We start from the raw sequence: 25,973 nt of genomic DNA on the forward strand, positions 1-25,973 counted from the left end.
GACGGCGTGATGGCGCAAGACGTTGCCGCCGGCCATCACGCCATCCGTCTGTCTCACGCCAATGACGCGTCGATGCTCTTGCAGGCGTCGATCAGACCCTGGACCGAGGCGACCGACTTGGCCAGCATCTCCTTCTCGGCGCCGTTGAGGCGGATCTTGACGACCCGCTCGACACCCTTGGCGCCGATCACCACCGGCACGCCGACGAACATGTCTTTGACGCCGTACTGGCCCTTGAGCGCGGCCGCCGCGGGCAGCACGCGCTTCTGGTCCTTGAGATAGCTCTCGGCCATGGCGATCGCCGAAGCGGCCGGGGCGTAGAAGGCCGAGCCGGTCTTGAGCAGGTTGACGATCTCGCCGCCGCCCTTGCGGGTGCGCTCGACGATGGCGTCGAGACGCTCCTGCGTCGTCCACTTCATCTTGACGAGGTCGGGCAGCGGGATGCCGGCGACGCCGGAGTAACGGACCAGCGGCACCATGTCGTCGCCATGGCCGCCGAGCACGAAGGCCGAGACGTCCTTGACCGAGACCTTGAACTCGTCGGCGAGGAAGTGGCGGAAGCGGGCGGAGTCGAGCACGCCGGCCATGCCGCAGATCATGTTGGGCTTCAGGCCCGAGAACTTCTGCAGCGCCCAGACCATCGCGTCGAGCGGGTTGGTGATGCAGATCACGAAGGCCTTGGGAGCATACTGCTTGATGCCCTCGCCCACCGACTTCATCACCTTGAGGTTGATGCCGATCAGGTCGTCGCGGCTCATGCCGGGCTTGCGCGGCACGCCGGCGGTGACGATGATCACGTCGGCGCCCTTGATGTCCTCATAGGACTGCGTGCCCTTGTAGCCGGCGTCGAAGCCGTCGACCGGGGCGGACTCGGCGATATCGAGGCCTTTGCCCTGGGGAATGCCCTCGGCGATATCGAACAGGACGACGTCGCCCAGCTCCTTGAGGCCCGCGAGGTGCGCGAGCGTGCCGCCGATCTGTCCGGCGCCGATGAGGGCGATCTTCTTGCGGGCCATTGCCGAATCCTTGTTGTTGGATGCGAGAGCAGTTGAAGCCGAAAAGCCGACGGTTCTTTGACGCAAGCCGCTTCCGGGCTCAACCCCGCGCACGAAGGCACATTGGAATAGCCCGAATTGGTCGTTGAGACATAGCTGGCGGCGAATATCGTGGAATAACAAACCGTTAGGCGCTAACCAACCGCGACGACCCGTCAGGCTGCCTCGCAATGGGGCAGTTACAATTTACAAAAACTGTCATTTTTTTCAGATGACACCGGTCGCAAGCGTGCGCAGCGCCACCCGGATCAGCGTGGCGAGCCTGGCATCGACCGAGGCCTGCGGCACATCCGCCTCCAGTTCCAGCGAGGCAGGATGGATGAAGCGGTGGGTGGCATCGATCACGAAGGCGATAGCGCGGTCGCGGTCGCGCGGCTCGAAGGCGCCCGTGGCGATGCCGTCGTCGATGACGCGCTCGAACAGGGCGCGCACGCGCGTTCTGTTGCGCCGGCTGATCGCATGGCGCTTTGCCACGGCCTGCGACAGCGCCGCGAACAGATGCGGCTCCTCGTGCAGCAGGGTGCGGTTCGCCTTGGCGAGCGCCAGGATCAGGCGCTCGAGCTTGTCCTCGGCAGGGTCAGGCCCGTCGGCGATGTCGGCGAGCGAACGCTCGGCCGCCTTCAGCCAGACATCGACGACAGCATCGATCAGCGCCGTGCGCGAGGGGAAGTAGCGATAGACATTGGCATGGGTCATGCCCGCCTCTTCCGCCACCGCGACCACGGTGAAGCGACGCAGGCCGTGCCGGCGCAGATGCTCGCCGGCGACCGAGAGAATGCGCATCTCGCTCGGTTCGCGCGGCGCAGCCACGCTCAGGTCTCCACCAGCCCGGTCGCGTCGCCGCTAGCCGCCGAGTCGGCCCGGCCGTGCGGCAAGGCGAGGTATTCCTCCGAACGCATCTCGATCAGGCGCGACACCGTCCGGTCGAACTCGAAGGCCTCGCGGCCGTTCTGCGCGACATAGAGCCCGGTCGGCTCTGCCGCCGCCGAGGCGACGAGCTTCACATGGCTCTCATAGAGCGTGTCGATCAGGATGATGAAGCGCTTGGCCTCGTTGCGCCGCTCGATGTCCATGATCGGGATGTCGTCGAGGATCAGCGTGTGGAAGTGCTGCGCGAGCGCGAGATAGTCGGAGGCGCCATAGGCCTGGGCGCAGAGGTCCTTGAAGCTCGCCCGCGCCACGCCGCCCGCCGCCTGCGGCAGCTTGAGCTCATGGCCCTTGATCGCGATCGTCGTTGGCGCCCCCTGCGCCAAGCCGGTGAGCTGGCTGAAGGCCTTGTCGAGCGCAGCCTTCGCCTTGTCGTCGGCGGGCACGTGATAGGTCGGCGCGCCGCCGAGCTTTTCCAGCCGGAAATCGGTGCGCGCCTCCAGCTTGATCACGTCGACCTTGCTGGCGAGCAAGTCGATGAAGGGCAGGAAGAGCGCGCGGTTGAGACCACCCTCATACAGCCGCGACGGCTCGACATTCGAGGTCGCGACCACGGTGACGCCGTCGGCGAAGAGCTTGGTGAACAATCGCCCGAGGATCATCGCATCGGCGATGTCGGTGACGGTGAACTCGTCGAAGCAGAGCAGGCTCGCCTCCTCAGCCAGCTCCGCCGCCACCGGCCCGATCGGGTCCGGCTCCTTGACCGTGCCGGCCTTGAGCGCCTGGCGATAGGCATGGATGCGCTCATGCACATCGGCCATGAAGGCGTGGAAGTGCACGCGCCGGCGCGCCGCAACCGGGACCGTCTCGTAGAAAAGGTCCATCAGCATGGTCTTGCCGCGGCCGACCGAGCCCCAGATGTAGAGGCCCTTGACTGCATCCGCAGCCGGCTGCTTGCGCCCGAACAGCCAGCCGAGCGCGCTGCTCTTCTTCGCCAGCTTGCGGCTCGCGAGGGTTTCGGACAGCGCCTGCAGCCGCCTGACGACGGCGATCTGTGCCGGATCGCGCTCGATCGCGCCCGAGGCGACCAGGGTGTCATAGCGTTCGGGGAGCGTGGCGGACATGGCCTGGAGGCGGGACAGCAGGGAGAGACGTCGCCTTCCGGGTTACGGCAGGGCGGCCCGCCCCGCAACCCTCGGCGAGGCCGGCGCGCTATGCGGCCTGGCGCGGGCGCACCCAGCCGGCGCGCAGATGGCGGGCGAGCTCGCGCGCCGACTCCGAGGGCTGCGAGCGCGACAGATGCAGCGTGATCGCGAAGGGCGGCAGCTCGGGCAACCCTTCTGCCGACCCGAGAATGTCGAGATCGGACGGCACGGTGCAGGCGAGCCAGGCGGTTACGGCAAGGTCGGTCCGAACCGTCGCCGTGGTCGCATCGATGTTGCCGTTCTCGAACACGCTGCGCCACGCCCGCCCCTGCCCGTCGAGCGCTTCGGTCACGGCCGGCCGGAAGGCGCAACTATCGGCCACCAGCGACAAGGGCAGTGGCTGTTTCAGATGAGCGGTGCCGGCCCTGGCGCCGACCCAGACCAGCCGTTCGATTCCGAGGCATTCCCCGCCGGCGGCCGAAAGCGGCTCCTCGACCAAAGCAAGATCGACCTCGCCCTTGCCGAGCGCCTCTAGCAATTGCGGCGAGGACGCGCAGACCAGCGAGATCTCGACCAGCGGGCTCGCCTCGGCAAAACCCTTCAGGATCGGCGCGAGCGCGGTGCCGACGAGGTCATAGGGCACGCCAAGCCGCACCGTACCGGCGCAGCTTGTCGTCATCTCAGCCCAGATCTCGTCATTGAGACCGAGCAGCCGGCGCGCCTTGGCGAGCAATCGATCGCCCGAGGCCGTCAGCTTCAATCCGCGCCGCTCGCGCAGGAACAGGGCCTGCCCGAGCCGCCGCTCAAGCCGCATGATCTGCTGGCTGACGGCGCTCTGCGTCAGATGCAGCGCATTGCCAGCCACGGTCATGCTGCCATGGTCGGCCACGGCGACGAAAGCCCGGATCAGTTCGAGGTCGAGATTGCGCATGGCGGGCATTATGGATCGTAATGCCGAATCCCTTCAACATTCGTTTTCATGATCCCGCCAGGAGACCTATGTCCTCGGCTCCATTTTGGAGCCGCCTCATGTCCCCGGAATCGGTCCTGCCGCTGATCGCCTTCGCCGCCATCTCGACGGTGACACCGGGCGCCACCACGACCCTCGCCACCGCCTCCGGCGCCCATTTCGGCTTCCGTCGCTCCCTGCCCTTTATGGTCGGCGTCGCTATCGGATTGGCCGGAATGGCAGTCGCGGCTGCGGCCGGGCTCGCCGGTCTGCTCCTGGCTATGCCCTCGCTCGAATTCGCGATGAAGCTCGCCGGCTCGGCTTATCTGCTATGGCTCGCAATCAGGATCGGCCGCAGCGGCCCGCCGCATCTCGACAGGAGTATCGCCAGGCCAACGAGCTTTGCCGGCGCGCTCTGGATCCAGCTCCAGAATCCCAAGGGCTGGGCGATGACGCTCGGCGCCGCCGCCTCCTTCGGAGAGCTCGCCCGCGGTGCGGGAGAACTCGCCGCCCTGCTCGGCACAGTCTTCGGAGTGCTCGCGCTGCTGTCGCTGATGCTCTGGTGCGTCGCCGGACTGCTTCTGGCGCGGCTACTCACGCAGGCCTGGCAATGGCGCGCCCTCAACATCGCGCTTGCGCTGGCATTGGCCGCCTCGATCGCCACCATGTGGCGATAGCGCACAATCTTGACCATTCCGGCCAGTCTTACAGGCATCTAGCCGTAAATTGCCGCAATTGCGCCTCTTGCATTCCCAGATCAGAAGCTCATCTTGGCATCCGAGTTAGGGAAGACACGCCTCCTTTGGGCAGCGCCATCCGCGCTTTCACAGGAGTTGCAATTGAACCGTTCGATCAAGTCTGGCGCCAAGGCCAGACACGGCGAGGTCAGGCGTCTCTGGCCTGCCGAGCGCGACCTCTTCACCGCCCATCTGCTTCGTCTCGACACCGCCACGCGGCGCGAGCGGTTCGGGACGGCGGTCAACGATGATTTTCTCCGCGCTTACGCCGATACCACATTCGGTGTCGGCGGGCTCGTATACGCCTATGTCGAGGCCGGCGAGATTCGCGGCGCCGCCGAATTGCGCGGGCTGGAGGAGATTATCGTCCAGACGGGCGAAGCCGCCTTCAGCGTCGAACGCGACTGGCGCCGGCGCGGCATCGGCGGGGAGCTGTTCAGCCGTCTGATCACGGCCGCACGCAACCGCAATATCCGCACGCTCTACATGACCTGCCTGCCGGAGAACGCGGCGATGCGGAATCTCGCGCGCAAGTTCGAGGCCGAGATGGTCGGCGGCTACGCCGATGTCGAGGGTCGGATCGCCACCGGCGCGCCGACGCCGTTCACCCTGCTCGACGAAGCCCTCGACAACGCCCGCAGCTTCGCGACCTTGTCGCTCTCGCTGCAGCGCAAGTTCTGGCCGCAGGGCTTGTTCAGCCGGAGCGCCTCGCGGCACTGACACGGCCTCGCAAGAACGACGGGCGCCGTGCTTATCGATTCATCGAGAGCCCGGCGCCCGATTTGGTGATCGCGCCGTTCATGGCACCGCCGCTGCCGACGCGCAGGCGCGCCACCACCGCTCCCCCCCGTTGATAGAGATAGACCTCGCCGTCGCGGTAGTCCCAGGCGTTGACCTGCTGCAGGTCGCGATTGCTGCAGCCCGTGGCGTTGGCGCGGTAGAGGTCGAGCGAAGGCGAGCTCGAGAGCTGCACCCGGCAGGAGCCGCCGGTCGCCTCCTGTGCCGTCCAGTTGCCAATGACGCCGTCGCGGCTCGAAACCGCGCCGCCGCGTGTCGAGCCGCCGCCCGGCGTTGCGCCTGGATTGGCGTTGGCGACCTGGTTGCTCGGCGGCGCCGGCTCGACCGGGCGCTGCTGCTGCACCGGCGGCTGTTGCCCCGGCTGCGCCGCCTGCGGATCGAAGAACGGATCGTTCTGGGGCGGCATGCCGCCCGCGCCCGGCGCGGAACCGCCAGGGGGATAACCACCGGCCTGCGGCGACGGCCCACTCGGATAGCCGCCCGGTGGCGGCAAGGGCTCGGAGGTGATCGGAGCCGACTGGATCGGCGGCGCCGACTGGACCGGCTCGCTATAGACCGGTGCGCGCGCGACGGCCTGGCCGGAACCCGAACCATAGCCACCGAAACGCTGCGATCCTGCGCAGGCGGTCAGCAGCACGAGAGGCAGCAGGCTCGCGGCCCGCAGCAGCACAGAAGTCCTGAAGCTCATTCCCACCATCTCGACCAGTCGCCCGTCCGCAGCATTGTGCCCATGCTGCCTGAATGCGGCATGAAATATCTGGCGTGCGCGTGGTTCAAGGCTGCAAAACGCGCATCGGTCAAGTCTCAACATGGTTTTGCAGCACGCTTATGGCATGGCAGAACGATGCTCCCGCCATCCGGACCATCAGATGAAGCCGCTTAGCCCCTCTTCGATCCGCGCGCCCTTCGCGCGCTACAGCCACGGCGTCGAACTGCCTTCCGGCCAGCGGCTCGCCTTCTGCTCCGGCCAGCTCGGCATCGCCGCCGACGGTACGATCCCCCAAGGAGCCAGGGAGCAGGCCGATCTCTGCTTTTCCAACATCGCCGCGATCCTGGGCGAGGCCGGGATGACGCTGAAGGACATCGTCCGCATCAACGCCTACGTCACCGACCGGGCCCATATGAAAGGCTATATGGAGTCGCGCGATGCCCATGTCGGCACCCCGCCGCCGGCCTCGACCCTGATGATCGTCTCCGGCTTCACCCTGCCGGAATTCAAGGTCGAGATCGAGGTCGTCGCGGCCGCGCCCGAAAGGCGGCGCAAGCCGGCGCGCACGGTCACAGCGCCGAAATTCTGATCCGACACCCTGCAAGGTCATCCCGGACAAGCCGCGAAGCGGCGCCGATCCGGATCCGTTCCTGAGCCTTGCCGAAAGACGTTCCGGAATGGGTCCCGGGTCTCCCTCCGGTCGCCCGGCACGACCCGAGTGATCGGGCGCAGGCCCCGCGCGACGATCAGCTCGCGTCGGGCGCGCGCCAGGGGAAGCTCCAGGTCTCGGTCAGGGTCTTGCTGCCGCTCTTCAGGAAGGCGCGCATCTCGGCGAGCTGGCCCGGCTCCACTACGATGTCGATGAAGGCGCGGAAGCCCTCCGTCTTCGGGTTCGGCACCAGGAAGGCCCGGTTGATCCGGCCATAGGCGATCGAGGGCACGATCTCGACCTTCTCCGGCTGCTTCAGATAATAGCCGAGATCGCCGCCGGCGAAATCGACGATGAAGCGGCGGGTGTTCTCGGTCACGGCCTCGCCCGAGCCGAGCGCCTTCGGCTTGGCCTGGTAGGTGTTGATCGCCCGCCCGCCCGGATGCAGATCGCTGGAATCCAGCATCGCGGTGAGCTTGTAGCCGAAGCGGAATTCGCGCCCCGGCTCCAGCGCCAGCTTCGGCGCCCAGAGCGCGACGATATTGTCGTTGGTCTCGTCGGTCGTCGGCAGTTCGATCAGCTCGACCACGCCCTCGCCCCAGTCGCCTTGCGGCTCGATCCAGTAGGACGGCCTGAGCTCATAATTGAGGTCGAGGTCTTGATAATGCTCGAACACCCGGTCGCGCTGCATCAGGCCGAAGCCGCGGACGTTGCGCTCGACGAAGGAGGAGGTGGCCGGAACGCGGGCGTTGCGCAGGGGGCGCCAGATCCACTCGCCAGTGCTGGAATGGATCAGGAGTCCATCCGAATCGTGCAGCTCGCTGCGGAAATCGTCGTGGAAGCGCCGGTCGTTCTCGCCGGTGAAGAACATCGAGGTCAGCGGCGCCAGGCCAAGCTTCTCGATCGGCTTGCGCGGGAACAGCGCCGCGCCGACATCGACCACGCTGTCGCCGTCCGGATAGATGTGGAAGCGATAGGCTCCGGCGACGGACGGCGAATCGAGCAGCGCATAGACCGTGATGCGCTCGGCGTCGGCTGCCGGCGTCTCCACCCAGAACTCGCGGAAGATCGGAAACTCCTCGCCGCCCGGCACGCCTGCGCCGATCGAAAGGCCACGCGCCGAGAGGCCATAGCGCTGCCCGCGCCCGAGCACGCGGAAATAGCTCGCGCCGATGAAGGAGATCAGCTCGTCGAAGACGCGCGGATCATTGAGCGGGTAATGCAGCCGGAAGCCGGCGAAGCCGAGATTGACCGGCAGCGGCTTGTCGAACTTGGTTCGCCCGTAATCAAAGAGATTGGTGGCATAGGGCACCGGCGTCGGTACGCCGTCGCGGATCACGTTCACCGTTACCGGCCGGGTGAACAGGAAGCCGGGATGGAACATCTGCATGCGGAAGCCGGAATTCGATTGGGCGAGCAGCGCCCGCTCCGGCCGGAAGCGGATCTCGCGCCAGGCGTCGAAATCGAGCCGCGTCAGCGCCTCCGGCAAGGCCGGCCCTGCTTCATAGGGTACGGCCGCGATCTCGCGGGCCCGGCGCACCACCTCGTCGAAGCCGAATCGCGGCTGCGGCGGCGCCTGTTCCGGCTGCTGCGCCAGCAAAGCCTGCGGCGCAGCGTTGGCGCACAATGCGGCGCTCAGCCCGGCCAGAACCCGGCGGCGATCGGTAACCGTCATGATCGAAGCTTGCCCCTTGGATATAAACGCGCGAAGGCGCGCTGCGCCAACGACTTAGGCGATGAAATGGGGCTGGTCTAGGGCACAGCCATCGCCTGCGCAGGCCAGTGTTGAAAGGAAACGCGAGCGCCGCCCTTCTCCCCCCGCCCCGTCCTGTAAAAAATCCGGTCCCGGCCGTCAGAAAAAACTTGAAGCGCGGAGTCCGCGCCCGTATATGCAGCTCACCCAATTCGCACGTGCCTGTGGCCGCGTGCTGGTCGGTGGGCATCCGGACAAGAGGCCGGACAGCCGCCAGGGATGGGAAACGGATGGAGGGGGATGGATATCCCCTCAAATCACGCTCCCGGCTTTCGCAAGAAGGCCGCTCCCGAACAGCGACCAGCAGCCGGAGGCGAAACCGGCGAACCCCGAATCTCCACGGGGGACGTAGCTTAAAGCAACGACGGAGCGGGCTTTTTTGGTCTCGTTGGTCCTCCAAAGGCCAACACCGAAGAGGCTTGTCCTTCATTGCCGGGCGTGCGGGGTTAATCTCCCAATCGACGGCGTTTCGGGTCCGGACGTCTCGTCCGCAGTCCTAAGGCGTCTCCACAGCGCCTCGGGTCGCGGTCGTTTCAACCGGCTACACGTCGTATCGGCGCCGCTTGCGCCGAAGAGGAGCAGCGTCTCATGACCGAGCGCATCCGTGAGTTTCTGCGTGACCGCCGCGAGGACGGCCCCTGCGTCGTGATCGACCTCGAGGTCGTGCGCGAGAACTATGTCGCCTTCTCCCGGGCACTGCCGGACACCCGCGTCTTCTACGCGGTCAAGGCGAATCCGGCTCCGGAAGTGCTGCGCCTGCTGGCCAAGCTCGGCTCCTGCTTCGATTGCGCCTCGGTCGTCGAGATCGAACTGGCGCTGTCGGCCGGCGCCACGGCCGACCGCATCTCCTTCGGCAACACCATCAAGAAGGAGCGCGACGTCGCCCGCGCCATGGAGCTCGGCGTGCGCCTGTTCGCCGTCGATTGCGAGGCCGAGGTCGAGAAGGTCGCCCGCGCCGCCCAGGCCACCAAGTCCGAAGGCGCGCGCATCTTCTGCCGCATCCTCTGCGACGGCGCCGGTGCCGACTGGCCGCTCTCGCGCAAGTTCGGCTGCGTGCCTGAAATGGCCGCAGACGTGCTCGAGCACGGCCATCGCCTCGGCCTGCAGGCCTATGGCATCTCGTTCCACGTCGGCTCGCAGCAGGCTAATGTGAACGCTTGGGATTCGGCCCTGGCCTCGGCCTCGGCCGTGTTCAAGGAGTGCGCCACGCGTGGCCTGTCGCTGTCGATGGTGAATCTCGGCGGCGGTTTCCCGGCGCGCTACCTGAAGCCGATCCCGGGCGTCCCGGCCTATGGCGATGCGATCTTCCAGGCGCTGTCGAAGCATTTCGGCAACCGCCTGCCGGAGACCATCATCGAGCCGGGCCGCGGCATGGTCGGCGAAGCCGGTCTGATCGAGGCCGAGGTCGTTCTGATCTCGAAGAAGAGCGAGGACGACCAGGTCCGCTGGGTCTATCTCGACATCGGCAAGTTCAACGGTCTTGCCGAGACGATGGACGAGGCGATCCGCTACCCGATCCGAACGATCCGGGACGGCGACGCCACGGTTCCCTGCGTGCTCGCCGGCCCGACCTGCGATTCGGTCGACGTCATGTACGAGAAGACCCCGTACATGCTGCCGTTCAGCCTGGAGATCGGCGACAAGGTCCTGATCGAGGGTACCGGGGCCTATACGACGACCTATGCGGCCGTCGCCTTCAACGGCTTCCCGCCGCTGAAGCAGTACGTCATCTGACGAAACGGGAGGGCTCGCTGCCCTCCCTCACTCATCGGGTCCGGCGAAGCGCCCTGCCACGATCGGCAGGCTGCCCGGGAAACCGGGCGGAGCGTTCGTGCCTCCAAGAATGGAGCGCGGGCGTGGCTCCCGCCGGACCCTCTTCCACACAATCCTTTGTTTGTGGCCGCGTCCGCGCGGCGCCGGGAAGGTCCGCGAGACGGCGGGCGCTCCGGCAGGAGGTGCGTCATGATCACGATCCGCGACGAGATCGAGACCGATATTCCAGCCCGCGAGGTCCTGCTCGACCGCTGCCTCGGCGAGCGCCGCACGACGAAGTCGAGCGAGCGCCTGCGCGAAGGCCGCATGCCGGCGGAAGGCCTGGCCCTAACGGCCGAGCGCGATGGCGCGATCGTCGCGACCGTGCGGCTCTGGCATGTCGAGGCCAACGGCAAGCCGGCGCTGCTGCTCGGCCCGCTTGCGGTCTCGCCGGACCTGCAGGGCGAGGGTCTCGGCAAGGCGATGATGCGCGAGGCGATCTGGCGCGCCGCCTGCCGCGGCCATGGCGCGATCCTGCTCGTCGGCGATGCGCCCTATTACGAGCGCTTCGGCTTCACGCCTGAGCCGATGGCCGAACTTGCCATGCCAGGCCCGTTCGAGCGCGAGCGCTTCCTCGGCCTCGAGCTGCGCGATGGTGCGCTCCAGGGCGCGAGCGGCGTTCTCAAGGCCACGGGGGCGCTCGTGCCGGCCGCCGAAACGGACGGACTCCGACGTCGCGCAGCCTGAGCGCCCGGACACCGCACCATCCTTGACGGGCAGGCCTTAGGGTCTGCCCGTTCTGCGTTTGGGCGATTGTTATTTCACCGGCTTTGTCGCCGAAACGTCATCTTGCCTTCACCGGACTGTCGTCCGGCATCGCCATCACCCGCCGCGAAGGCGGGAACAATGGCAGACACGGTTCTGACGAACAGATTGGCAAAGCCGCGGGTGCTGCAGCTCGCTTCCTCGCGACCTCGCCGGTCGACGCTGCTCGCCTTCGGCTTGCTGGCCCCCTCGCTGATCCTGCTGACACTGTTTACCTACTGGCCGGTCGCTCAGGTCTTCTGGCAATCATTGCACAACCAGCAGAAGGTCGGCGGCCCGCAGGGCTTTGTCGGGCTCGCGAACTTCGCGGCCCTCTTCGCCGACGCCGCCTTCCGCAAGGCTCTCGCCAACAACCTGCTCTACGCCGTCGGCACCGTGATCCCGAGCCTCGTGCTGGCGCTCGGCTTCGCCATGGCGCTGGTCCGGTCGAGCCGCGTCAACGCGCTGTTCCGCTCGCTCTTCTTCCTGCCGGTGCTGATCCCGCTCGTCGCGGCCGCCTCGGTCTTCCTGTTCATCTTCCTGCCCAATGCCGGACTGCTCGACTACCACCTCGCCAAGCTCGCGATCTCCGGCCCGAACTGGCTGGGTGATCCCGACATCGCCCTGTATTCGATCATGGGCCTGACGATCTGGAAGAACGCCGGCTACTACATGCTGTTCTTCCTCGCCGGCCTGCAGGCGGTGCCGGCCGACGCCTATGAGGCGGCGATCCTCGATGGCGCCAATCCCTGGCAGCGCCTGCGCTACGTCACCCTGCCTTACATCAAGCCGACGATCGGCTTCGTGCTGGTGATCGGGCTGATCAACGTCGTCACCCAGGTCGACCACGTCTTCGTGCTGACCAAGGGCGGCCCGTCCGACTCCACCAACCTGCTGCTGTTCTACGTCTACCAGCAGGCGGTCGAGAGCTATGATGCCGGTCGCGCTGCCGCCGGCACGCTCGTCATGCTGGCGCTGCTCCTCGTCATCTCGGCAAGCTCGCTCCGCACGATCGAGCGCTCCTTCGGGGAGCGCGACCGATGATCGAGGCCTCGACCGGCGTCGCCAACCGCGAGATCACGCCAAAGCTCGGCTATGCCACGACCCTGCTGCTGGCGGCGCTCTGGATGGTGCCGTTTCTCTGGATGCTGGTCGCCGCCTTCAACCCGCACACCTATGGCGGCTCGGGCATGGCCTCGCTGGTGCCGTCCTATCTGCCGACGCTCGGCAACTTCGCCGAAGCCTGGGCCTCGGCCGATTTCCCGCGCTACGGCCTCAACACCGCGATCATCAGCTTCGGCATCCTGGCCGTGCAGATCGTCACCATCACGCTGGCGGGCTATGCCTTCGCTCGCATCGACTTCCCCGGCCGGACGCTCTGCTTCTATCTTTTCCTGCTGCAGCTGATGCTGGCGCCGGTCGTGCTGATCGTACCGAACCTCGCGACGATCGCCCGGCTCGGCCTCTATGACAGCCTGCTCGGCGTGATGGCGCCCTATTTCGCCTCCGCCTTCGGCACCTTCCTGATGCGCCAGGCGTTTCTGGCGATCCCGCGCGAGCTCGAGGACGCGGCGCTGATCGACGGCGCCAGCGTCTGGCAGCGCATCGGCTTCATCTATCTGCCGCTGGCGAAGCCCTCGCTGATCGCCTTCTCGATCGTCTCCGTCACCAGCCACTGGAACGAGTTCCTCTGGCCGCTGATGGTGATCAATTCGCCGGATTTGCGCCCCCTCACCGTCGGCCTCGCCTCGTTCACGCGCGGCGCCGAGGGTGCGCAGGCCTGGGGCGTCATCGCCGCCGGCACCCTGATGGTCAGCGCTCCGCTGCTGATCGCCTTCGCGCTGTTCCAGCGCGCCTTCGTCAATTCCTTCGTCTCGTCAGGCATCAAGTAAGGGGTCCAGACAATGACCAGCACCACCCGCAGATCGGTCCTCGCCGGCGCGGCACTTGCCGCTTCCTTCGCGGTCACACCCGCTTTCGCGCAGGCGCCGACCGAGATCGAGCTGTTCTTCCCCGTCCCGGTCGACGGGCAGCTCGCCCGTGACATGACCGCGCTGATCAAGGAGTTCAACGAGAAGAACCCTGCGATCAAGGCGACGCCGGTCTACACCGGCTCCTATGACGAGACGCTGATCAAGACCCGCGCCGCGATGAAGGCCGGCAAGCCGCCGGCCGCCGTGATCATGTCGGCCAACTTCCTGCTCGATCTCAAGATCGAGGGCGAGATCCAGAAGCTGGATGACCTCATCAAGGCCGACGGCAAGAGCAACGACGCCTATATGGGCCAGTTCTTCCGCGCCCTGCACGGCAACGCCGTGCTAGACCGCTCGGTCTACGGCGTCCCCTTCCATAATTCGACGCCACTGCTCTACGTCAACGCCGACCACTTCAAGGAAGTTGGCCTCGATCCGGAGAAGCTGCCGACGAACTGGGAAGAGCTCGCCGCCGCCGCCAAGAAGCTGACCAGGCGCGAGGGCGACCGCGTCACCCGCTGGGGCATCATGGCGCCCTCGAACTACGATTACGGCGGCTGGATCCTGCAGGCCCTGACCCAGTCGAACGGCGGCCAGTGGTTCAATGTCGATTACGGCGGCGAGGTCTACTATGACAGCCCGTCCATGCTCGGCGCCCTGACCTTCTGGTCGGACCTCGTCGCCAAGCACAAGGTCCACCCGGCCGGGGTCCAGGCGGGGGGCGCGGTCTCGACCGCTTTCCTCTCCGGCCAGGCCTCGATGATACTGCTCTCGACCGGCTCGCTGACTCATATCCGCACCAACGCGAAGTTCCCCTACAAGGTCGCGTTCGTGCCGAAGAACGTGAAGAACGAGGTGCCGATCGGCGGCGCCTCGCTTGTCATCCCGACTGGCGTCGAAGGCGAGCGCCGCAAGGCTGCCTGGACGCTGATCAACTGGATGACCTCGCCGGAGAAGTCCGGCTGGTGGAGCCGCGCCACCGGCTACTTCGCGCCGAACATGGCCGCCTACGAGCTGCCGGAGATGAAGGAGTTCATCGCCAAGAACCCGGATGCCGGCATCGCCGTCAGCCAGCTCGCCTATGCCAAGCCCTGGTTCGCCACCTATAAGACGGTTCCGGTCCGCAAGGCGATCGAGGACGAGCTGCAGGCCGTCCTCTCCGGCAAGAAGCAGCCGAAGGAAGCACTCGTCTCGGCCCAGAAGACCGCCGACGAGATCATGAAGCCCTATGTCGAGCAGACCGCCCTCAAGCTGCCGACGCAGTAAAGAGCGATCGCCATCTTCATGGTCGGGCTTGTCCCGACCATCCACGTCCTCCCTTCATCCACGTCGCAAGACGTGGATGCTCGGCACAAGGCCGAGCATGACGGGGAACCAAGACCCGGATCGTAACGCCATGCTGATCGCCCACATCACCGACCTGCACATCCGCCCGCTCGGCAAGCCGGCCTATCGCGTCTCCGAGACCAATGCCCTGACCGAGCGCGCGCTCGACGTCGTCGCGGCCCTGCGCCCGCAGCCGGATGCGCTGGTGATCACCGGCGACCTCACCGATTGCGGCCTCGCCGAGGAATATGGGCTGCTGGCCAACCTGCTGGAACGGATCGAGGTGCCGGTGCTGCTGCTGCCGGGCAATCACGATCGCCGCGAGACCTTGACGGCCGGCCTGACGCTCGGACCGCACGCCCTGCTCGACGACGGCTTCGTCCAGTTCAGCGCCGACCTCGGCGATGTCAGGCTGATCGGCCTCGACACCCTGCTGCCCGGCCAGAGCGCCGGCGCGCTCTGTGACAAGCGCCTCGGCTTCCTGGAGAAGGCGCTCGCCGGTGCGAACGGCAAGCCGGTCGTCATCTTCATGCACCACCCGCCCTTCGACTGCGGCATCATCCACATGGACCGAATTCGCCTGCTCGAAGGCGCTGATGGCTTCCGCGAGATCGTCGCCCGTTATCCGAATGTCGAGCGCATTCTCTGCGGCCACCATCACCGGCCGATCACGACGCGCTTCGCCGGCACGATAGCCCAGATCGCGCCGAGCGTGACGCATCAGGTCACGCTCGATCTCGCGCCCGAAGGTCCGGCAACCTTCCATATGGAGCCGCCGGCTTACTACTTGCACAGCTATCGGCCCGGCACAGGGCTCGTAAGCCACATGGCTTATGTCGAGCGCTATCCGGGTCCCTACCCCTTCGTGCTCGACGCCGATTATCCCGGCGCGCACGCCTGAGACCGCCTGCCTGTCGCCCCCTTCCGGTTGACCCTGGGGACGCCAGGCCATACCAGCGTCCGCTGATCCACCAAGGCACGACCCAGGAGTTGAAAAGAATGACGGATTGGCCCGTATACGGCGAGATCAGCGGCCCGATCGTGATGATCGGCTTCGGTTCGATCGGCCGCGGGACGCTGCCGCTGATCGAGCGGCATCTCAAATTCGACAAGAGCCGGTTCGTGGTGATCGCACCCGACGACGACAACCGCGCTTTGCTGGACGAGCGCGGCATCCGCTTCATCCAGGAAGCCGTGACGCTCGAGAACTACAAGACCATGCTGGAGCCGCTGCTGACCGCGGGCGGTGGCCAGGGCTTCTGCGTCAACCTCTCCTGCGACACCGGCTCGCGCGACATCATGGAGCTCTGCTCCAGCCTCGGTGCGCTCTATATCGACACGGTCAACGAGCCCTGGCTCGGCTTCTATTTCGACGAGACGAAGGGTCCGGGCGAGCGCTCGAATTATGCGCTGCGCGAGATGACTCTCGCCGCCAAGCGCGCCCGCGCGCCGGGCTCGACCACGGCCGTCTCCTGCTGCGGCGCCAATCCCGGCATGGCCTCCTGGCTGGCCAAGAAGGCTCTGCTGAACATCGCCTCCGACATGCGCCTCAACGTGCCGCAGCCGACCACCCGCGAGGAATGGGCCGGGCTGATGAAGCAGGTCGGCGTCAAGGGCATCCATATCGCCGAGCGCGACACGCAGCGCTCGAAGAACCCCAAGCCGCCGGGCGTCTTCGTCAACACCTGGTCGGTCGAAGGCTTCATCTCCGAGGGCGTGCAGCCGGCCGAGCTCGGCTGGGGCACTCATGAGAAGTGGATGCCGGACAATGCCCGCACCCACGAGACCGGTTCGCAGGCGGCGATCTACCTGATGCAGCCCGGCGCTGAGACGAAGGTGCGCAGCTGGTGCCCGACCCCGGGTCCGCAATACGGCTTCCTGGTGACGCACAACGAGTCGATCTCGATCGCCGACTACTTCACCGTGCGTGACGAGGCCGGCAAGGCGATCTACCGGCCGACCTGCCACTACGCCTATCACCCGGCCAACGACGCCGTGCTCTCGCTGCACGAGATGTTCGGCAATGCCGGCCGGCCGCAGGAACAGCACCACATCCTCGAGGAAAACGAGGTCATCGACGGCATCGACGAACTCGGCGTGCTGCTCTACGGCCACGACAAGGGCGCCTACTGGTTCGGCTCGCAGCTCTCGACGGAGGAGGCGCGCAAGCTCGCTCCCTACCAGACCGCGACGGGCCTGCAGGTCACCTCGGCCGTGCTCGCCGGCATGGTCTGGGCGCTGGAGAACCCCAAGGCCGGCATCGTCGAGGTCGAGGAGATGGATCTCGACCGCTGCCTTTCGATCCAGATGCCCTATCTCGGGCCGGTGCAGGGCTATTACACCGACTGGACACCGCTCGACGGCCGCCCGGGCCTGTTCCCGGAGGATATCGACACCTCCGACCCCTGGCAGTTCAAGAACATCCTGGTGCGCTGATCGTCACAGCAAAAGGCCCGCCTCACGGCGGGCCTTTTTCATTTCGAACGCTGCGCTCAGAAACGCGGCGTCGAGAAGCTGTTGGCGAAGGGGTTGGCGCCCGAGCCGATGCGCGAGGGCAGCGTGCCCTCGCCATAGAGCTCGCCCGCAGCCGAATAGACCGGGCTCGCCACGAAATGCTGCGAGGCATAGCGGTTCATGCTGCCGACCGGTACGACATTGCCGGCGTCGAAATAGCTGCGCTTCTGGACGGTGACACGCAAAGGCTTGCGCTGTTGCTGCGCCTCGGCCACCGAGGCGGCAAAGGTGACCGCTGCGACCGACAGGGCGAGACCAGCGGCGAGACGGGAAAGCGAACGCATGACGATCTCCTGAAGCGGTTGCCCCCGCCGAAGTTGCCGGCGGATCGGCTATCGCAGACGATACAATTCCCGAGTTAATGCTTTTGTTGCGCCTTGCCAGTGCAGGGCGGCCACACGAGGCCGTTACCGCGCCTGCGCCTGCTTGCTGCTGGTCGGCCGCAGCGCCGGGGCCTTGCCGTCGGCGTCGAGCCAGGAGCCCTTTCGGCCGGTCGCCGCAAGCCGCGGCACCGAGCAGCCCTGCCGGCGGTTGAGCTCGGTGCGGGCGAAATTGCTGCGCAGCTCGGGATCGTCGCCGGCGCTCAGGAGATCGATCCGGTCGATCAGGCAGATCAATTGCGCCCTGTCGGCCGGTCGCGCCTCGCTGCCGCACCACCAGCCGGAGAAGGACAGATGCGCCGCCCCGTCGAGATGGCGGAAGGCGATGCAGGCTCGCCCGGCTTTGCCGTCGCTCAGACCGATATCGGCGGTCTCGACGGTGCCGAACTTGGTCTCGATCGTGGTCGCCGCACCGCTGCGCCCGACCGAGAGGCCACGCGCCGCACTCTCGCGCACCAGCGTGATCACGAAGGGTTGCGCCTGCCCGGCGAGTGCCTTCTGCACCTGTGCATCACGGTTGACCTGGAACTTGAGCGCCAGGAAGGATTTGCTGTCGCCGAATTCGCCGAAGCTCAGCATGTCCTCGCGGCGCTGGCCGTCCTGGCTGCGCCGCGCCTCATAGGCGCTGCGCTTGTCGAGCTCGGGCGACTCCAGGCCGAACAGCGCGATCGGACGACCGATCATCACCCAGCCGTCCTGTCCGGCGGCCATCGGTAGCGCCTGGAGGCGAACATCGCGTACCAGCGGAGCGGCTACGGCCTCCGTCGAGGCCAGATTGGCGAGCGCAGGTTCCGACGAACCGGAAGAAAGACCGGCAACGAGCATCGCAGTCAGGCTCACTCCGGTCAGCGCGGCGAGGCCGCGCCAGACGAGGCCGCCCGTCAAGCCGATCGCGCCGGAGCGCAGCAAGCGCAGCACGGGCCGCATGATCCGCGCAAAGCCGGCTTCGGTCGCGTCGGCGAGATCGACCAGCCGGGCCGCGAGATCGAAGCGGCCCGGTGCGGCGTTGGCCAGGCCCTGCAGGCGCGGCTGAAGGCGTTGCCCGCTGTCCTGCAGGCGCAGCTTGAGTCGCTGCCAGATGGCGCTGATCTCGTCCCCGGACACGACAATACCCAACCCGTTAGACGGCCCGCACTGCTGCAAGCCGCTTCGTCCCACTCGCAGGCGAGCTTTCGCCGGCCGTGATGAGCAGGCCGTTACCGGACGTGCTTCATCGCGAAACAGGGTCAATGGCAGGTAAGGAGGCAGGGTTAATGCCGGCGCTGCAGCAGGACGATTGACTTTTCACGGCAGCTTGTGTTTGGGATTGCGCGCCGGGCACTTATCTCCCGGCTTCGCGATGATGTTCAGGTTGGCTCTGTGACGTTCCGTCTGACGACGAAAACCACGACCAAAACGACGGCCGGGAAAACCCGGACGTCGCACTGACACGTCGCCTCGATTCCGGGATCTCCCCCCCGGCCGGGGTCAACCGGCCGAACCCGCGATCGAGATGAGCGGCGACGGCCTCCCCGGGGAGGCACAACCGGTTTCGCCAGAAGGAATTCTTAGAGATGAGCTTCAAGGTCGCGGTCGTCGGCGCCACGGGCAATGTGGGCCATGAAATGCTCGACATCCTCGCCGAGCGTGCTTTCCCCGTCAGCGAGGTGGTGGCGCTCGCCTCTTCCCGTTCGGTCGGCACCGAGGTCTCCTTCGGTGACAAGACGCTGAAGGTGAAGGCGCTCGAGCATTACGATTTCTCCGACACCGATATCTGCCTGATGTCGGCGGGCGGCGCGGTCTCGAAGGAATGGTCGCCGAAGATCGGTGCGCAGGGCGCCGTCGTGATCGACAACTCCTCGACCTGGCGCATGCATCCCGACGTGCCGCTGGTCGTGCCGGAGGTGAACGCCGCGGCCGCTGCCGGCTTCAGCAAGATGAACATCATCGCCAACCCGAACTGCTCGACCGCGCAGCTCGTCGTGGCGCTGAAGCCGCTGCATGAGCGCTTCGGCGTCAAGCGCGTCGTCGTCTCGACCTATCAGTCGGTCTCCGGCGCCGGCAAGGAGGCGATGGACGAGCTCTTCAACCAGACCCGCTCGGTCTTTGCCGCCGGCGAGGTCCAGGCCAAGAAGTTTTCCAAGCGCATCGCCTTCAACGTTATCCCGCACATCGACGTCTTCATGGAAGACGGCTTCACCAAGGAAGAGTGGAAGATGATGGCGGAAACCAAGAAGATCCTCGATCCGAAGATCAAGCTGACCGCCACCTGCGTGCGCGTGCCGGTCTTCATCGGCCATTCCGAGAGCGTCAACATCGAATGCGAGAAGCCGATCACCGCCGACGAGGCGCGCGAGGTGCTGCGCACCGCTCCCGGCATCCTTGTCATCGACAAGCACGAGCCCGGTGGCTACATCACCCCGCACGAGGCAGCCGGCGAGGATGCGACCTATATCTCGCGCATCCGCGAGGACGCCACGGTCGAGAACGGCCTCGCCTTCTGGTGCGTCTCGGACAATCTGCGCAAGGGCGCCGCGCTCAACGCGGTCCAGATCGCCGAGGTGCTGGTCAACCGCAAGCTGATCCAGCCGCGCAAGCAAGCCGCCTGAGTTCACCGCGCTTCCTTTAAAGAAAATTTCAAGGCGGGCGTCATGCCCGCCTTTTTCTTGCGCGCACGCATGGCGGCCGTGCCGGATTTGCGCGAGGGATCGCCCCGATCATCGGCTAGGGTCGGCTTCTCCTAGAGATTCACCGAAGACCTTGCCCGACACCCTGACCAGAGTGCCTCTGCCGGTCGAACCAGCCCCGGCCGAGCCGCCGCAACGTCCCGCGCCGCGACGTGACAACAGCCTGCGCGGCATCGGTCTGATGCTGCTCGGCAGCGTCTTTCTGTCGGCCGCCGACGTCGCCTCGAAATACCTCACGGCCACGACGCCGGCGATCCAGGTCGTCTGGCTGCGCTATGCCGCCTTCGCCCTGATCATGCTGGCTGTCGCCGCTCCCGGCGGCTTCAAACAGCTGAAGCCGCGGCGCGCGGGCATGCAGATCCTGCGCGGCGTCGCCGTCACCGTCTCCTCGATCCTGTTCGTCTCGTCGCTGAGATACCTGCCGATCGCCGACGCGACCGCGACGAGCTTCGTCTCGCCGCTCTTCGTCACTGCCTTGTCGATCCCGATCCTCGGCGAGAAGATCGGCTGGCGGCGCTGGACCGCGACCGCCGTCGGCCTGATCGGCGTGCTGATCGTCGTGCGTCCCGGCGGCAGCGATTTCCAGGCAGCCTCGATACTGCCGGTGCTCTCGGCCGTGACCTGGGCCTTTGCGCTGATCGTCACCCGGATGATGAGCGCAACCGAGAACCCCGTGACGACGCTCGCCTGGTCGGCGGTCGTCGGCTGGATCGTGCTCTCGGCGCTCCAGCCTCTGACCTGGCAGCCACTCTCGACTGAAGCGCTGCTGGTCGGCCTGTTCATCGGCGTCTCCTCGACCGTCGGCCACTGGTTCGTGATCCAGGCCTTCCGGCATGCCGACGCCTCGCTGCTGGCGCCCTTCTCCTATGTGCAGCTGCTCTGGGCCTCGGCCTTCGGCTTCATCCTGTTCTCGGTGCTACCCGACGCCGTGACCTGGTTCGGCTCGGCGATCATCATCGCATCAGGGCTCTATACCGCCCATCGCGAACGCATCAGGGCCCGCAGGGTGATCGGGCGCTGATTCCGGCGAGGCTCACGGAGCCGCCTCAGGCCTTCTTGGCCCCATAGCGCGCCATGAAGGTCGCTACCGCCTCGCCGACGACATAGGCGATCTCGTCCTCGCTCGGCGGCACGCGCTCGGCATTGAACAGGCGTGGGCGCATCAGGGTCGACTGCGAGAGATCGACGAACTGAGCCGCCGCCAGGGCCGTATCCGCTATAGCCAATTCGCCCTGCGCCACACGGCGAGCGAGGAAAGCGGCAAGCTGCTGTGCACCCTGCATCGGGCCGCGCTCATAGAACTCGCGGCCGAGGTCGGGCATGCGCTCGGCGACCCCGAGCACGATGCGATGGGCGCTCAGCGCAAAAGGATTGGTCAGCAGGCGCACCAGCCCGCTGCCAAAATTCGTCAGCGCGAGCGTGAGATCGGGCTCTTCGGCCAGGGCCGCATACATGCCCTGCTTCTGCTTCTCGCGCTCGCGCTCGATCAGCGCGACGAAGAGATGCTCCTTGTCCTCGAAATAGACATAGAGCGTGCCCTTGGAGACGTTCGCGGCCGAAGCGATGTCGTTCATGCTGGCGGCGTCGAAGCCGCGGGCCGTGAACACGGCATGCGCCCCTTCCAGGATCTGGTGACGCTTCTCGGGATCGGCACCCGCGACCCGTCGGTTGCGGGAGATCGCCTTGACATGTCGCGGCTCGAGCGTCGCGCTCATTATGTTCCATCCGTCCCGCGCATGTTCGCGCTTGCAAAAATAATCGAACCGAGCGGTTCGATTTCCTCTTGATATGCACCTCGTACGGCGCTATTTCAAGCACAATCGAACCGAGCGGTTCGAAACCAGATTGTCAGGGCATTGTCACCATGACTGCCGAAACCACCGTTGAAAAGCGCCTTGAGCCACGCCGCGACCGTCTGAAGCTAGTCGATCCGGCGCTTGAACAGACTCCCGCGCCCGTCGAAGGCCGCAAGGCGAGCGAGGACGTTGCCGCCCCGCCCCAGGCTGCCGAGAAGCCGGCACGCAAGCGCAGCGGCGTCAAGCGCGTCGCGCTGATCCTCGTCGCCGGCACGGCGCTTGCGGCCGGCCTCTGGTACGGCATCGACTGGTGGCGCAATGGCCGCTTCATCGTCTCGACCGATGACGCCTATGTCGGCGCCGAGATGGCGACGATCTCGGCCAAGCTGCCCGCCAACATCGCCGCGATCGCGGTGACGCAGAACCAGGAGATCAAGGCCGGTCAGCCTCTCGTCAAGCTCGACGATGGCGACCAGCGGATCGCGCTGGAGAGTGCCCAGGCCAAGAGCGCCACCGCCAAGGCCACGCTCTCGCGCATCGACGCGCAGATCGAGGCTGCCCGCGCCAGTCTGCAGCAGGCGCAGGCACAGCAGCCCTCGGCCGAGGCCGCCGTCCCCCGCACCACCGCCGATTTCGAGCGCGCCAGCAACCTCGCCGCCAAGTCCTATGGTTCGCAGGCGACGCTCGACGCCGCCACCGCCGCGCGCGACCAGGCCGTCGCCTCGCTCGCCAGCGCCAAGGCCGGCGTGGTGCAGGCGCAGGCCAATATCGAGGTGCTCAAAGCCCAGCGCGTCGAGGCCGCCCGCCAGATCGACGAGCTCAAGGTCGCCGAGGACAAGGCTGCGCGCGACCTCTCCTTCATGTCGATCTCGGCGCCGATCGATGGCCTCGTCGCCAATACCAACATGCAGCTCGGCGACCTCGTCAGCGCCGGCAAGCGCCTGATGTCGATCGTGCCGCTCGACCAGGTCTATGTCGACGCCAACTTCAAGGAGACGCAGGTCGGCCCGCTGAAGATCGGCGACAAGGCGAAGATCACCGTCGACGCCCTGCCCGGCCAGGTCTTCGACGGCACGGTCAGCGGCATCGCCGGCGGCACCGGCTCGGTCTTCACCCTGCTGCCGCCCGACAACGCCACCGGTAACTTCACAAAGATTGTCCAGCGCGTGCCCGTCCGCATCGCCCTGTCGCCGGAATCGGCCGGCAAGCACATTCTGCGCCCGGGCATGTCGGTCGTGGTCTCGATCGACCCGCGCCCGAGCGCGCAGAAATAACCAGACGTCCGGGCCCTCGACCCGAGGAGCCATTTCCGACCGGGAAATGGCGATGTGCCAAGGTTCAATCGCCCCTTCTGGGCCAAAGCGCACCGCGCCTCACGGCGCTCCTCGGGCCGGGGGCCCGGTTCCGCAGACCAGATTGAAATCCCCAGTCGAGGAGGCCGGTATGGCCACCGCCACGACGACCATTCCGGCCGGCGCCGCGCCGGCGCCAGACGCCATTCCGCTGCGCCGGATCTTCGCCTTCATGGCGATGGTCTTCGGGATGTTCATGGCGATCCTCGACATCCAGATCGTCTCGGCCTCGCTGGCGGAGATCCAGGCCGGCCTGTCCGCGTCGAGCGACGAGATCGCCTGGGTCCAGACCGCCTATCTGATCGCCGAAGTCATCATGATCCCCTTGTCCGGCTATCTCAGCCGGGCGCTCTCGACCCGCGTCTTCTTCTCGATCGCCGCCGCCGGCTTCACCATTGCGAGCGTGCTCTGCGCCATGTCGAGCTCGATCAATGAGATGATCCTGTGGCGGGCGATCCAGGGCTTCATCGGCGGCGGCATGATCCCCGGCGTGTTCGCCGCGGCGTTCACCATCTTCCCGGCCTCGAAGCGGCCGATCGTCTCGCCGCTGATCGGCTTGATCGCGACGCTCGCCCCCACGATCGGCCCGACCGTCGGCGGCTATCTCAGCCACGCCTTCTCCTGGCACTGGCTCTTCCTGGTCAATCTCGTGCCCGGCATCGCCGTCACCATCGCGGCCTGGAACCTGATCGACTTCGACAAGCCGGACCACAGCCTGCTCAAGCGCTTCGACTGGGTCGGACTCGGCGCCATGGCCGCCTTCCTCGGCAGCATGGAATACGTGCTCGAGGAAGGGACGCGGCTCGACTGGTTCGAGAGCCACGAGATCGTGCTCTTCACCTTCGTGATGATCATTGGCGCCGTGCTGTTCTTCTGGCGGGCGCTGACGCGGAACGACCCGCTGGTCGATCTCTATGCCTTCAGGAACCGCAACTTCGCCTTCGGCTCGCTGTTCTCCTTCACGATGGGCATCGGCCTCTACGGACTGACCTATCTCTACCCGGTCTATCTCGGGCGCATCCGTGGCTATGACGCGCTGATGATCGGAGAGACCATGTTCGTCACCGGCCTCGCCATGTTCCTGACGGCGCCGATCGCCGGGCGCCTGTCGACCAAGCTCGACCCGCGCATCATGATGATGATCGGCTTTGGTGGCTTCGCACTCGGCACCTACCTCGCCTCGGCCATCACCGCCGATTGGGATTTCCACGAGCTGCTGGTGCCGCAGATCCTGCGCGGCTGCTCGCTGATGCTGTGCATGGTGCCGATCAACAACCTGGCGCTCGGGACCCTGCCGCCACAGCAGCTCAAGAACGCCTCCGGCCTTTACAATCTCACCCGCAATCTCGGCGGTGCGGTTGGGCTCGCCGTCATCAACACCCTGCTCAACAACCGCACCGACCTGCACATCGCCCGGTTGCATGAGGCCGTCGCCGCCGGCCGCCAGATCGCCGAGGAGAACCTCGCCTCGATGACGCAGCGCTTCATCGAGTATGGCGACGCCGCCCAGTCGATGGCGCTGAAGCTGCTGACGCAGCGGGCCCACAAGCAGGCGCTGGTCATGGCCTTCGGCGACGTCTTCCTCGGCCTGACCGTGATCTTCGGCGCCCTGGTGCTGCTGTCCCTCTTCATGACCAAGCCGCCGGCTGCCAAGCCAGGAGCCGCAGGCGGTGGCCACTAAAGACGCCCCAAATTGAGGCCCCCTGCACCGTGGACAACCCCCTGATGCGTCTTGCCGCAGGTGCGAGGAGATTGACAGCTGGTTTCGGAGAAGGCAAAAATATCAATAATATCAGTAGTTTAGATAAATTCTAAACTACAATGACACCGATCTTCGAGTTGGAAGGCGTTCATGAGCATTCTGTCCCTCAAGGATGGCATCCCGGCGCGGGCCCAGGCGGAACAGATCCCCTGGCCCAAGAAGGCCCCGGCTGCTTGCCCCATCAGCGCGGTCAAGGCGCGCCTGCGCAGCGTCGGCCTGCGCCCGACACGCCAGCGCATGGCGCTGGGCTGGCTGCTCTTCGCCAAGGGCGACCGCCATGTCAGCGCCGAGATGCTCTACGAGGAGGCGCTGCGCGCCCGCGAGCCGCTCTCGCTCGCCACCGTCTACAACACGCTGCGTCAGTTCTCCGAGGCTGGCCTGCTGCGCCAGGTCTCGGTCTCCGGGCCGAAGACCTTCTTCGACACCAATGTCTCGGAGCATCACCACTTCTACAACGAGGACGACGAGACCGTCGTCGACATCCCCGGTTCCGAGATTCACGTCTCGGGCCTGCCGGTCGCGCCGGAAGGCATGATGATCTCCTCGGTCGAGGTGATCGTGCGCCTGCGTCGCGCCGATGGCGAGGAGACGGTGACGAAGGTCGCCGGGGGTCACCGGGCGTGATCGTCTGCTCCTGCAACGTCCTGTCCTGCCGGCAGATCAAGGGCACGATCGCCCCTGACGGCAGCGGTCCGCGCACGGCGGGCGAGGCCTATGACTGCCTCGGCTGCAGCCCGGATTGCGGACGTTGTGCCCGCGAGGTCCGCTCCTTGCTCGTCGAGGCGCGCGCCGCTTGCGCCAGCCAGTGCCATAGCTGCGCCAGCCACGATGTCGAATGCGCCGTGCATGTCTCGGTCGGCCTGATGATGGCCGGCATCGAGGAGAACGACGACCGCGTCGCCGCCTGATCCGGCACGGCGCGTTTTCTCGCGCCTGGCGCGCAATCTCTCCTTCCCTTTCCGAGCGAGGCGCTCTACATTAGGATC

At 66.3% G+C, this 25,973-nt stretch carries 25 protein-coding genes; 16 read left to right on the forward strand and 9 right to left on the reverse strand.

The annotated features are described in order from the left end of the window. Positions 1–53 precede the first annotated feature (53 nt). From mdh to CXY91_RS22790, 4 genes are all read right to left on the reverse strand, one after another. Positions 54–1,016 (reverse strand): malate dehydrogenase, encoded by a 963-nt coding sequence (gene mdh / locus CXY91_RS22775; protein ID WP_091836521.1) that lies wholly within the window; start codon positions 1,014–1,016, stop codon positions 54–56. A gap of 246 nt (positions 1,017–1,262) precedes the next feature. Beyond that, a complete protein-coding gene (locus tag CXY91_RS22780) occupies positions 1,263–1,865 on the reverse strand; it encodes a TetR/AcrR family transcriptional regulator (RefSeq protein WP_244543875.1) in 603 nt (200 codons plus the stop codon). 2 nt (positions 1,866–1,867) lie between these two features. Further along, the gene (gene zapE / locus CXY91_RS22785; RefSeq protein ID WP_100963597.1) at positions 1,868–3,046 is read right to left on the reverse strand and encodes a cell division protein ZapE; all 1,179 of its coding nucleotides are present in this window, start codon (positions 3,044–3,046) and stop codon (positions 1,868–1,870) included. Positions 3,047–3,134: 88 nt separating this feature from the next. After that, positions 3,135–4,007 carry a LysR family transcriptional regulator gene (locus CXY91_RS22790; RefSeq protein ID WP_199777539.1) on the reverse strand — a complete coding sequence of 291 codons (873 nt, stop codon included), beginning with the start codon at positions 4,005–4,007 and terminating at the stop codon, positions 3,135–3,137. 89 nt (positions 4,008–4,096) lie between these two features. Between CXY91_RS22790 and CXY91_RS22795 the strand changes: the two genes are divergently transcribed. Continuing rightward, positions 4,097–4,693, forward strand: a complete 597-nt coding sequence (locus tag CXY91_RS22795; protein ID WP_100963599.1) for a LysE family translocator — start codon at positions 4,097–4,099, stop codon at positions 4,691–4,693. A 162-nt stretch (positions 4,694–4,855) separates the two neighbouring features. Next, on the forward strand, positions 4,856–5,473 hold the full coding sequence (locus CXY91_RS22800; protein ID WP_158673553.1) for a GNAT family N-acetyltransferase: 618 nt from the start codon (positions 4,856–4,858) through the stop codon (positions 5,471–5,473). A 31-nt stretch (positions 5,474–5,504) separates the two neighbouring features. Here the strand turns inward: CXY91_RS22800 and CXY91_RS31035 are convergent, their stop codons facing one another. Beyond that, positions 5,505–6,239 (reverse strand): AprI/Inh family metalloprotease inhibitor, encoded by a 735-nt coding sequence (locus CXY91_RS31035; protein WP_248307607.1) that lies wholly within the window; start codon positions 6,237–6,239, stop codon positions 5,505–5,507. Positions 6,240–6,420: 181 nt separating this feature from the next. Between CXY91_RS31035 and CXY91_RS22810 the strand changes: the two genes are divergently transcribed. Next, positions 6,421–6,849 carry a RidA family protein gene (locus tag CXY91_RS22810; RefSeq protein ID WP_100963604.1) on the forward strand — a complete coding sequence of 143 codons (429 nt, stop codon included), beginning with the start codon at positions 6,421–6,423 and terminating at the stop codon, positions 6,847–6,849. Between the two features lie 157 nt (positions 6,850–7,006). Here CXY91_RS22810 and CXY91_RS22815 read toward each other — a convergent pair whose 3' ends face one another. Next, positions 7,007–8,584, reverse strand: coding sequence for an OpgD/OpgG family glucan biosynthesis protein (locus tag CXY91_RS22815; protein WP_100963606.1), 1,578 nt, complete (start codon positions 8,582–8,584; stop codon positions 7,007–7,009). Positions 8,585–9,250: 666 nt separating this feature from the next. Between CXY91_RS22815 and CXY91_RS22820 the strand changes: the two genes are divergently transcribed. The 7 genes from CXY91_RS22820 to CXY91_RS22850 all read left to right on the forward strand — a co-directional run bounded on the left by CXY91_RS22820 (position 9,251) and on the right by CXY91_RS22850 (position 16,953). Further along, positions 9,251–10,396 carry a type III PLP-dependent enzyme gene (locus CXY91_RS22820; RefSeq protein WP_091836537.1) on the forward strand — a complete coding sequence of 382 codons (1,146 nt, stop codon included), beginning with the start codon at positions 9,251–9,253 and terminating at the stop codon, positions 10,394–10,396. Positions 10,397–10,624: 228 nt separating this feature from the next. Beyond that, positions 10,625–11,161 (forward strand): GNAT family N-acetyltransferase, encoded by a 537-nt coding sequence (locus tag CXY91_RS22825; RefSeq protein ID WP_100963608.1) that lies wholly within the window; start codon positions 10,625–10,627, stop codon positions 11,159–11,161. 159 nt (positions 11,162–11,320) lie between these two features. Next, positions 11,321–12,262 (forward strand): carbohydrate ABC transporter permease, encoded by a 942-nt coding sequence (locus CXY91_RS22830; RefSeq protein ID WP_100963610.1) that lies wholly within the window; start codon positions 11,321–11,323, stop codon positions 12,260–12,262. Next, positions 12,259–13,110: a carbohydrate ABC transporter permease gene (locus CXY91_RS22835; protein WP_100963612.1), complete on the forward strand. Its 852-nt coding sequence runs from the start codon at positions 12,259–12,261 to the stop codon at positions 13,108–13,110. Before CXY91_RS22830 ends, CXY91_RS22835 begins: the two co-directional genes overlap by 4 nt. 12 nt (positions 13,111–13,122) lie before the next feature. Next, positions 13,123–14,457 (forward strand): ABC transporter substrate-binding protein, encoded by a 1,335-nt coding sequence (locus CXY91_RS22840; RefSeq protein ID WP_100963614.1) that lies wholly within the window; start codon positions 13,123–13,125, stop codon positions 14,455–14,457. A gap of 130 nt (positions 14,458–14,587) precedes the next feature. After that, a complete protein-coding gene (locus CXY91_RS22845; RefSeq protein WP_100963616.1) occupies positions 14,588–15,418 on the forward strand; it encodes a phosphodiesterase in 831 nt (276 codons plus the stop codon). A 98-nt stretch (positions 15,419–15,516) separates the two neighbouring features. Next, positions 15,517–16,953, forward strand: a complete 1,437-nt coding sequence (locus CXY91_RS22850; protein WP_100963618.1) for a homospermidine synthase — start codon at positions 15,517–15,519, stop codon at positions 16,951–16,953. Positions 16,954–17,009: 56 nt separating this feature from the next. On the opposite strand, the gene CXY91_RS22855 is transcribed toward CXY91_RS22850, so the two are convergent. Beyond that, positions 17,010–17,315 carry a hypothetical protein gene (locus CXY91_RS22855; RefSeq protein WP_091836552.1) on the reverse strand — a complete coding sequence of 102 codons (306 nt, stop codon included), beginning with the start codon at positions 17,313–17,315 and terminating at the stop codon, positions 17,010–17,012. 123 nt (positions 17,316–17,438) lie between these two features. Then, positions 17,439–18,515: a hypothetical protein gene (locus CXY91_RS22860; RefSeq protein WP_158673554.1), complete on the reverse strand. Its 1,077-nt coding sequence runs from the start codon at positions 18,513–18,515 to the stop codon at positions 17,439–17,441. A 449-nt stretch (positions 18,516–18,964) separates the two neighbouring features. Here CXY91_RS22860 and CXY91_RS22865 point away from each other — a divergent pair, with 449 nt between their 5' ends. Further along, the gene (locus tag CXY91_RS22865) at positions 18,965–19,999 is read left to right on the forward strand and encodes an aspartate-semialdehyde dehydrogenase (RefSeq protein WP_100963623.1); all 1,035 of its coding nucleotides are present in this window, start codon (positions 18,965–18,967) and stop codon (positions 19,997–19,999) included. A 151-nt stretch (positions 20,000–20,150) separates the two neighbouring features. Beyond that, positions 20,151–21,098, forward strand: coding sequence for a DMT family transporter (locus CXY91_RS22870; protein WP_244543877.1), 948 nt, complete (start codon positions 20,151–20,153; stop codon positions 21,096–21,098). A gap of 25 nt (positions 21,099–21,123) precedes the next feature. Here CXY91_RS22870 and CXY91_RS22875 read toward each other — a convergent pair whose 3' ends face one another. Continuing rightward, positions 21,124–21,792, reverse strand: a complete 669-nt coding sequence (locus CXY91_RS22875) for a TetR/AcrR family transcriptional regulator (RefSeq protein ID WP_100963625.1) — start codon at positions 21,790–21,792, stop codon at positions 21,124–21,126. 149 nt (positions 21,793–21,941) lie between these two features. On the opposite strand from CXY91_RS22875, the gene CXY91_RS22880 reads away from it, so the two are divergent. From CXY91_RS22880 to CXY91_RS22895, 4 genes are all read left to right on the forward strand, one after another. Beyond that, positions 21,942–23,147 carry an HlyD family secretion protein gene (locus CXY91_RS22880; protein ID WP_100963627.1) on the forward strand — a complete coding sequence of 402 codons (1,206 nt, stop codon included), beginning with the start codon at positions 21,942–21,944 and terminating at the stop codon, positions 23,145–23,147. A 169-nt stretch (positions 23,148–23,316) separates the two neighbouring features. After that, positions 23,317–24,906 carry a DHA2 family efflux MFS transporter permease subunit gene (locus tag CXY91_RS22885; RefSeq protein ID WP_100963629.1) on the forward strand — a complete coding sequence of 530 codons (1,590 nt, stop codon included), beginning with the start codon at positions 23,317–23,319 and terminating at the stop codon, positions 24,904–24,906. A gap of 171 nt (positions 24,907–25,077) precedes the next feature. Next, positions 25,078–25,611, forward strand: coding sequence for an iron response transcriptional regulator IrrA (gene irrA, locus CXY91_RS22890; RefSeq protein WP_100963631.1), 534 nt, complete (start codon positions 25,078–25,080; stop codon positions 25,609–25,611). Beyond that, the gene (locus tag CXY91_RS22895) at positions 25,608–25,895 is read left to right on the forward strand and encodes a (2Fe-2S)-binding protein (protein ID WP_091836568.1); all 288 of its coding nucleotides are present in this window, start codon (positions 25,608–25,610) and stop codon (positions 25,893–25,895) included. The genes irrA and CXY91_RS22895 overlap by 4 nt, the downstream gene beginning before the upstream one ends. The last annotated feature ends 78 nt before the right edge of the window (positions 25,896–25,973 follow it).

Origin of the sequence: Allobosea sp. FBZP-16 (genome assembly GCF_002831785.1) — a bacterium.
Taxonomy (GTDB): domain Bacteria; phylum Pseudomonadota; class Alphaproteobacteria; order Rhizobiales; family Beijerinckiaceae; genus Allobosea; species Allobosea lupini.

Excerpts from the sequence above, each read along its gene's own strand:
- mdh (WP_091836521.1), bottom strand. The coding sequence starts at position 1,016 with ATGGCCCGCAAGAAGATCGCCCTCATCGGCGCCGGACAGATCGGCGGC.
- zapE (WP_100963597.1), bottom strand. The coding sequence starts at position 3,046 with ATGTCCGCCACGCTCCCCGAACGCTATGACACCCTGGTCGCCTCGGGC.
- CXY91_RS22790 (WP_199777539.1), bottom strand. The coding sequence starts at position 4,007 with ATGCCCGCCATGCGCAATCTCGACCTCGAACTGATCCGGGCTTTCGTC.
- CXY91_RS22795 (WP_100963599.1), top strand. The coding sequence starts at position 4,097 with ATGTCCCCGGAATCGGTCCTGCCGCTGATCGCCTTCGCCGCCATCTCG.
- CXY91_RS31035 (WP_248307607.1), bottom strand. The coding sequence starts at position 6,239 with ATGAGCTTCAGGACTTCTGTGCTGCTGCGGGCCGCGAGCCTGCTGCCT.
- CXY91_RS22810 (WP_100963604.1), top strand. The coding sequence starts at position 6,421 with ATGAAGCCGCTTAGCCCCTCTTCGATCCGCGCGCCCTTCGCGCGCTAC.
- CXY91_RS22815 (WP_100963606.1), bottom strand. The coding sequence starts at position 8,584 with ATGACGGTTACCGATCGCCGCCGGGTTCTGGCCGGGCTGAGCGCCGCA.
- CXY91_RS22820 (WP_091836537.1), top strand. The coding sequence starts at position 9,251 with ATGACCGAGCGCATCCGTGAGTTTCTGCGTGACCGCCGCGAGGACGGC.
- CXY91_RS22825 (WP_100963608.1), top strand. The coding sequence starts at position 10,625 with ATGATCACGATCCGCGACGAGATCGAGACCGATATTCCAGCCCGCGAG.
- CXY91_RS22830 (WP_100963610.1), top strand. The coding sequence starts at position 11,321 with ATGGCAGACACGGTTCTGACGAACAGATTGGCAAAGCCGCGGGTGCTG.
- CXY91_RS22835 (WP_100963612.1), top strand. The coding sequence starts at position 12,259 with ATGATCGAGGCCTCGACCGGCGTCGCCAACCGCGAGATCACGCCAAAG.
- CXY91_RS22840 (WP_100963614.1), top strand. The coding sequence starts at position 13,123 with ATGACCAGCACCACCCGCAGATCGGTCCTCGCCGGCGCGGCACTTGCC.
- CXY91_RS22845 (WP_100963616.1), top strand. The coding sequence starts at position 14,588 with ATGCTGATCGCCCACATCACCGACCTGCACATCCGCCCGCTCGGCAAG.
- CXY91_RS22850 (WP_100963618.1), top strand. The coding sequence starts at position 15,517 with ATGACGGATTGGCCCGTATACGGCGAGATCAGCGGCCCGATCGTGATG.
- CXY91_RS22855 (WP_091836552.1), bottom strand. The coding sequence starts at position 17,315 with ATGCGTTCGCTTTCCCGTCTCGCCGCTGGTCTCGCCCTGTCGGTCGCA.
- CXY91_RS22865 (WP_100963623.1), top strand. The coding sequence starts at position 18,965 with ATGAGCTTCAAGGTCGCGGTCGTCGGCGCCACGGGCAATGTGGGCCAT.
- CXY91_RS22875 (WP_100963625.1), bottom strand. The coding sequence starts at position 21,792 with ATGAGCGCGACGCTCGAGCCGCGACATGTCAAGGCGATCTCCCGCAAC.
- CXY91_RS22880 (WP_100963627.1), top strand. The coding sequence starts at position 21,942 with ATGACTGCCGAAACCACCGTTGAAAAGCGCCTTGAGCCACGCCGCGAC.
- CXY91_RS22885 (WP_100963629.1), top strand. The coding sequence starts at position 23,317 with ATGGCCACCGCCACGACGACCATTCCGGCCGGCGCCGCGCCGGCGCCA.
- irrA (WP_100963631.1), top strand. The coding sequence starts at position 25,078 with ATGAGCATTCTGTCCCTCAAGGATGGCATCCCGGCGCGGGCCCAGGCG.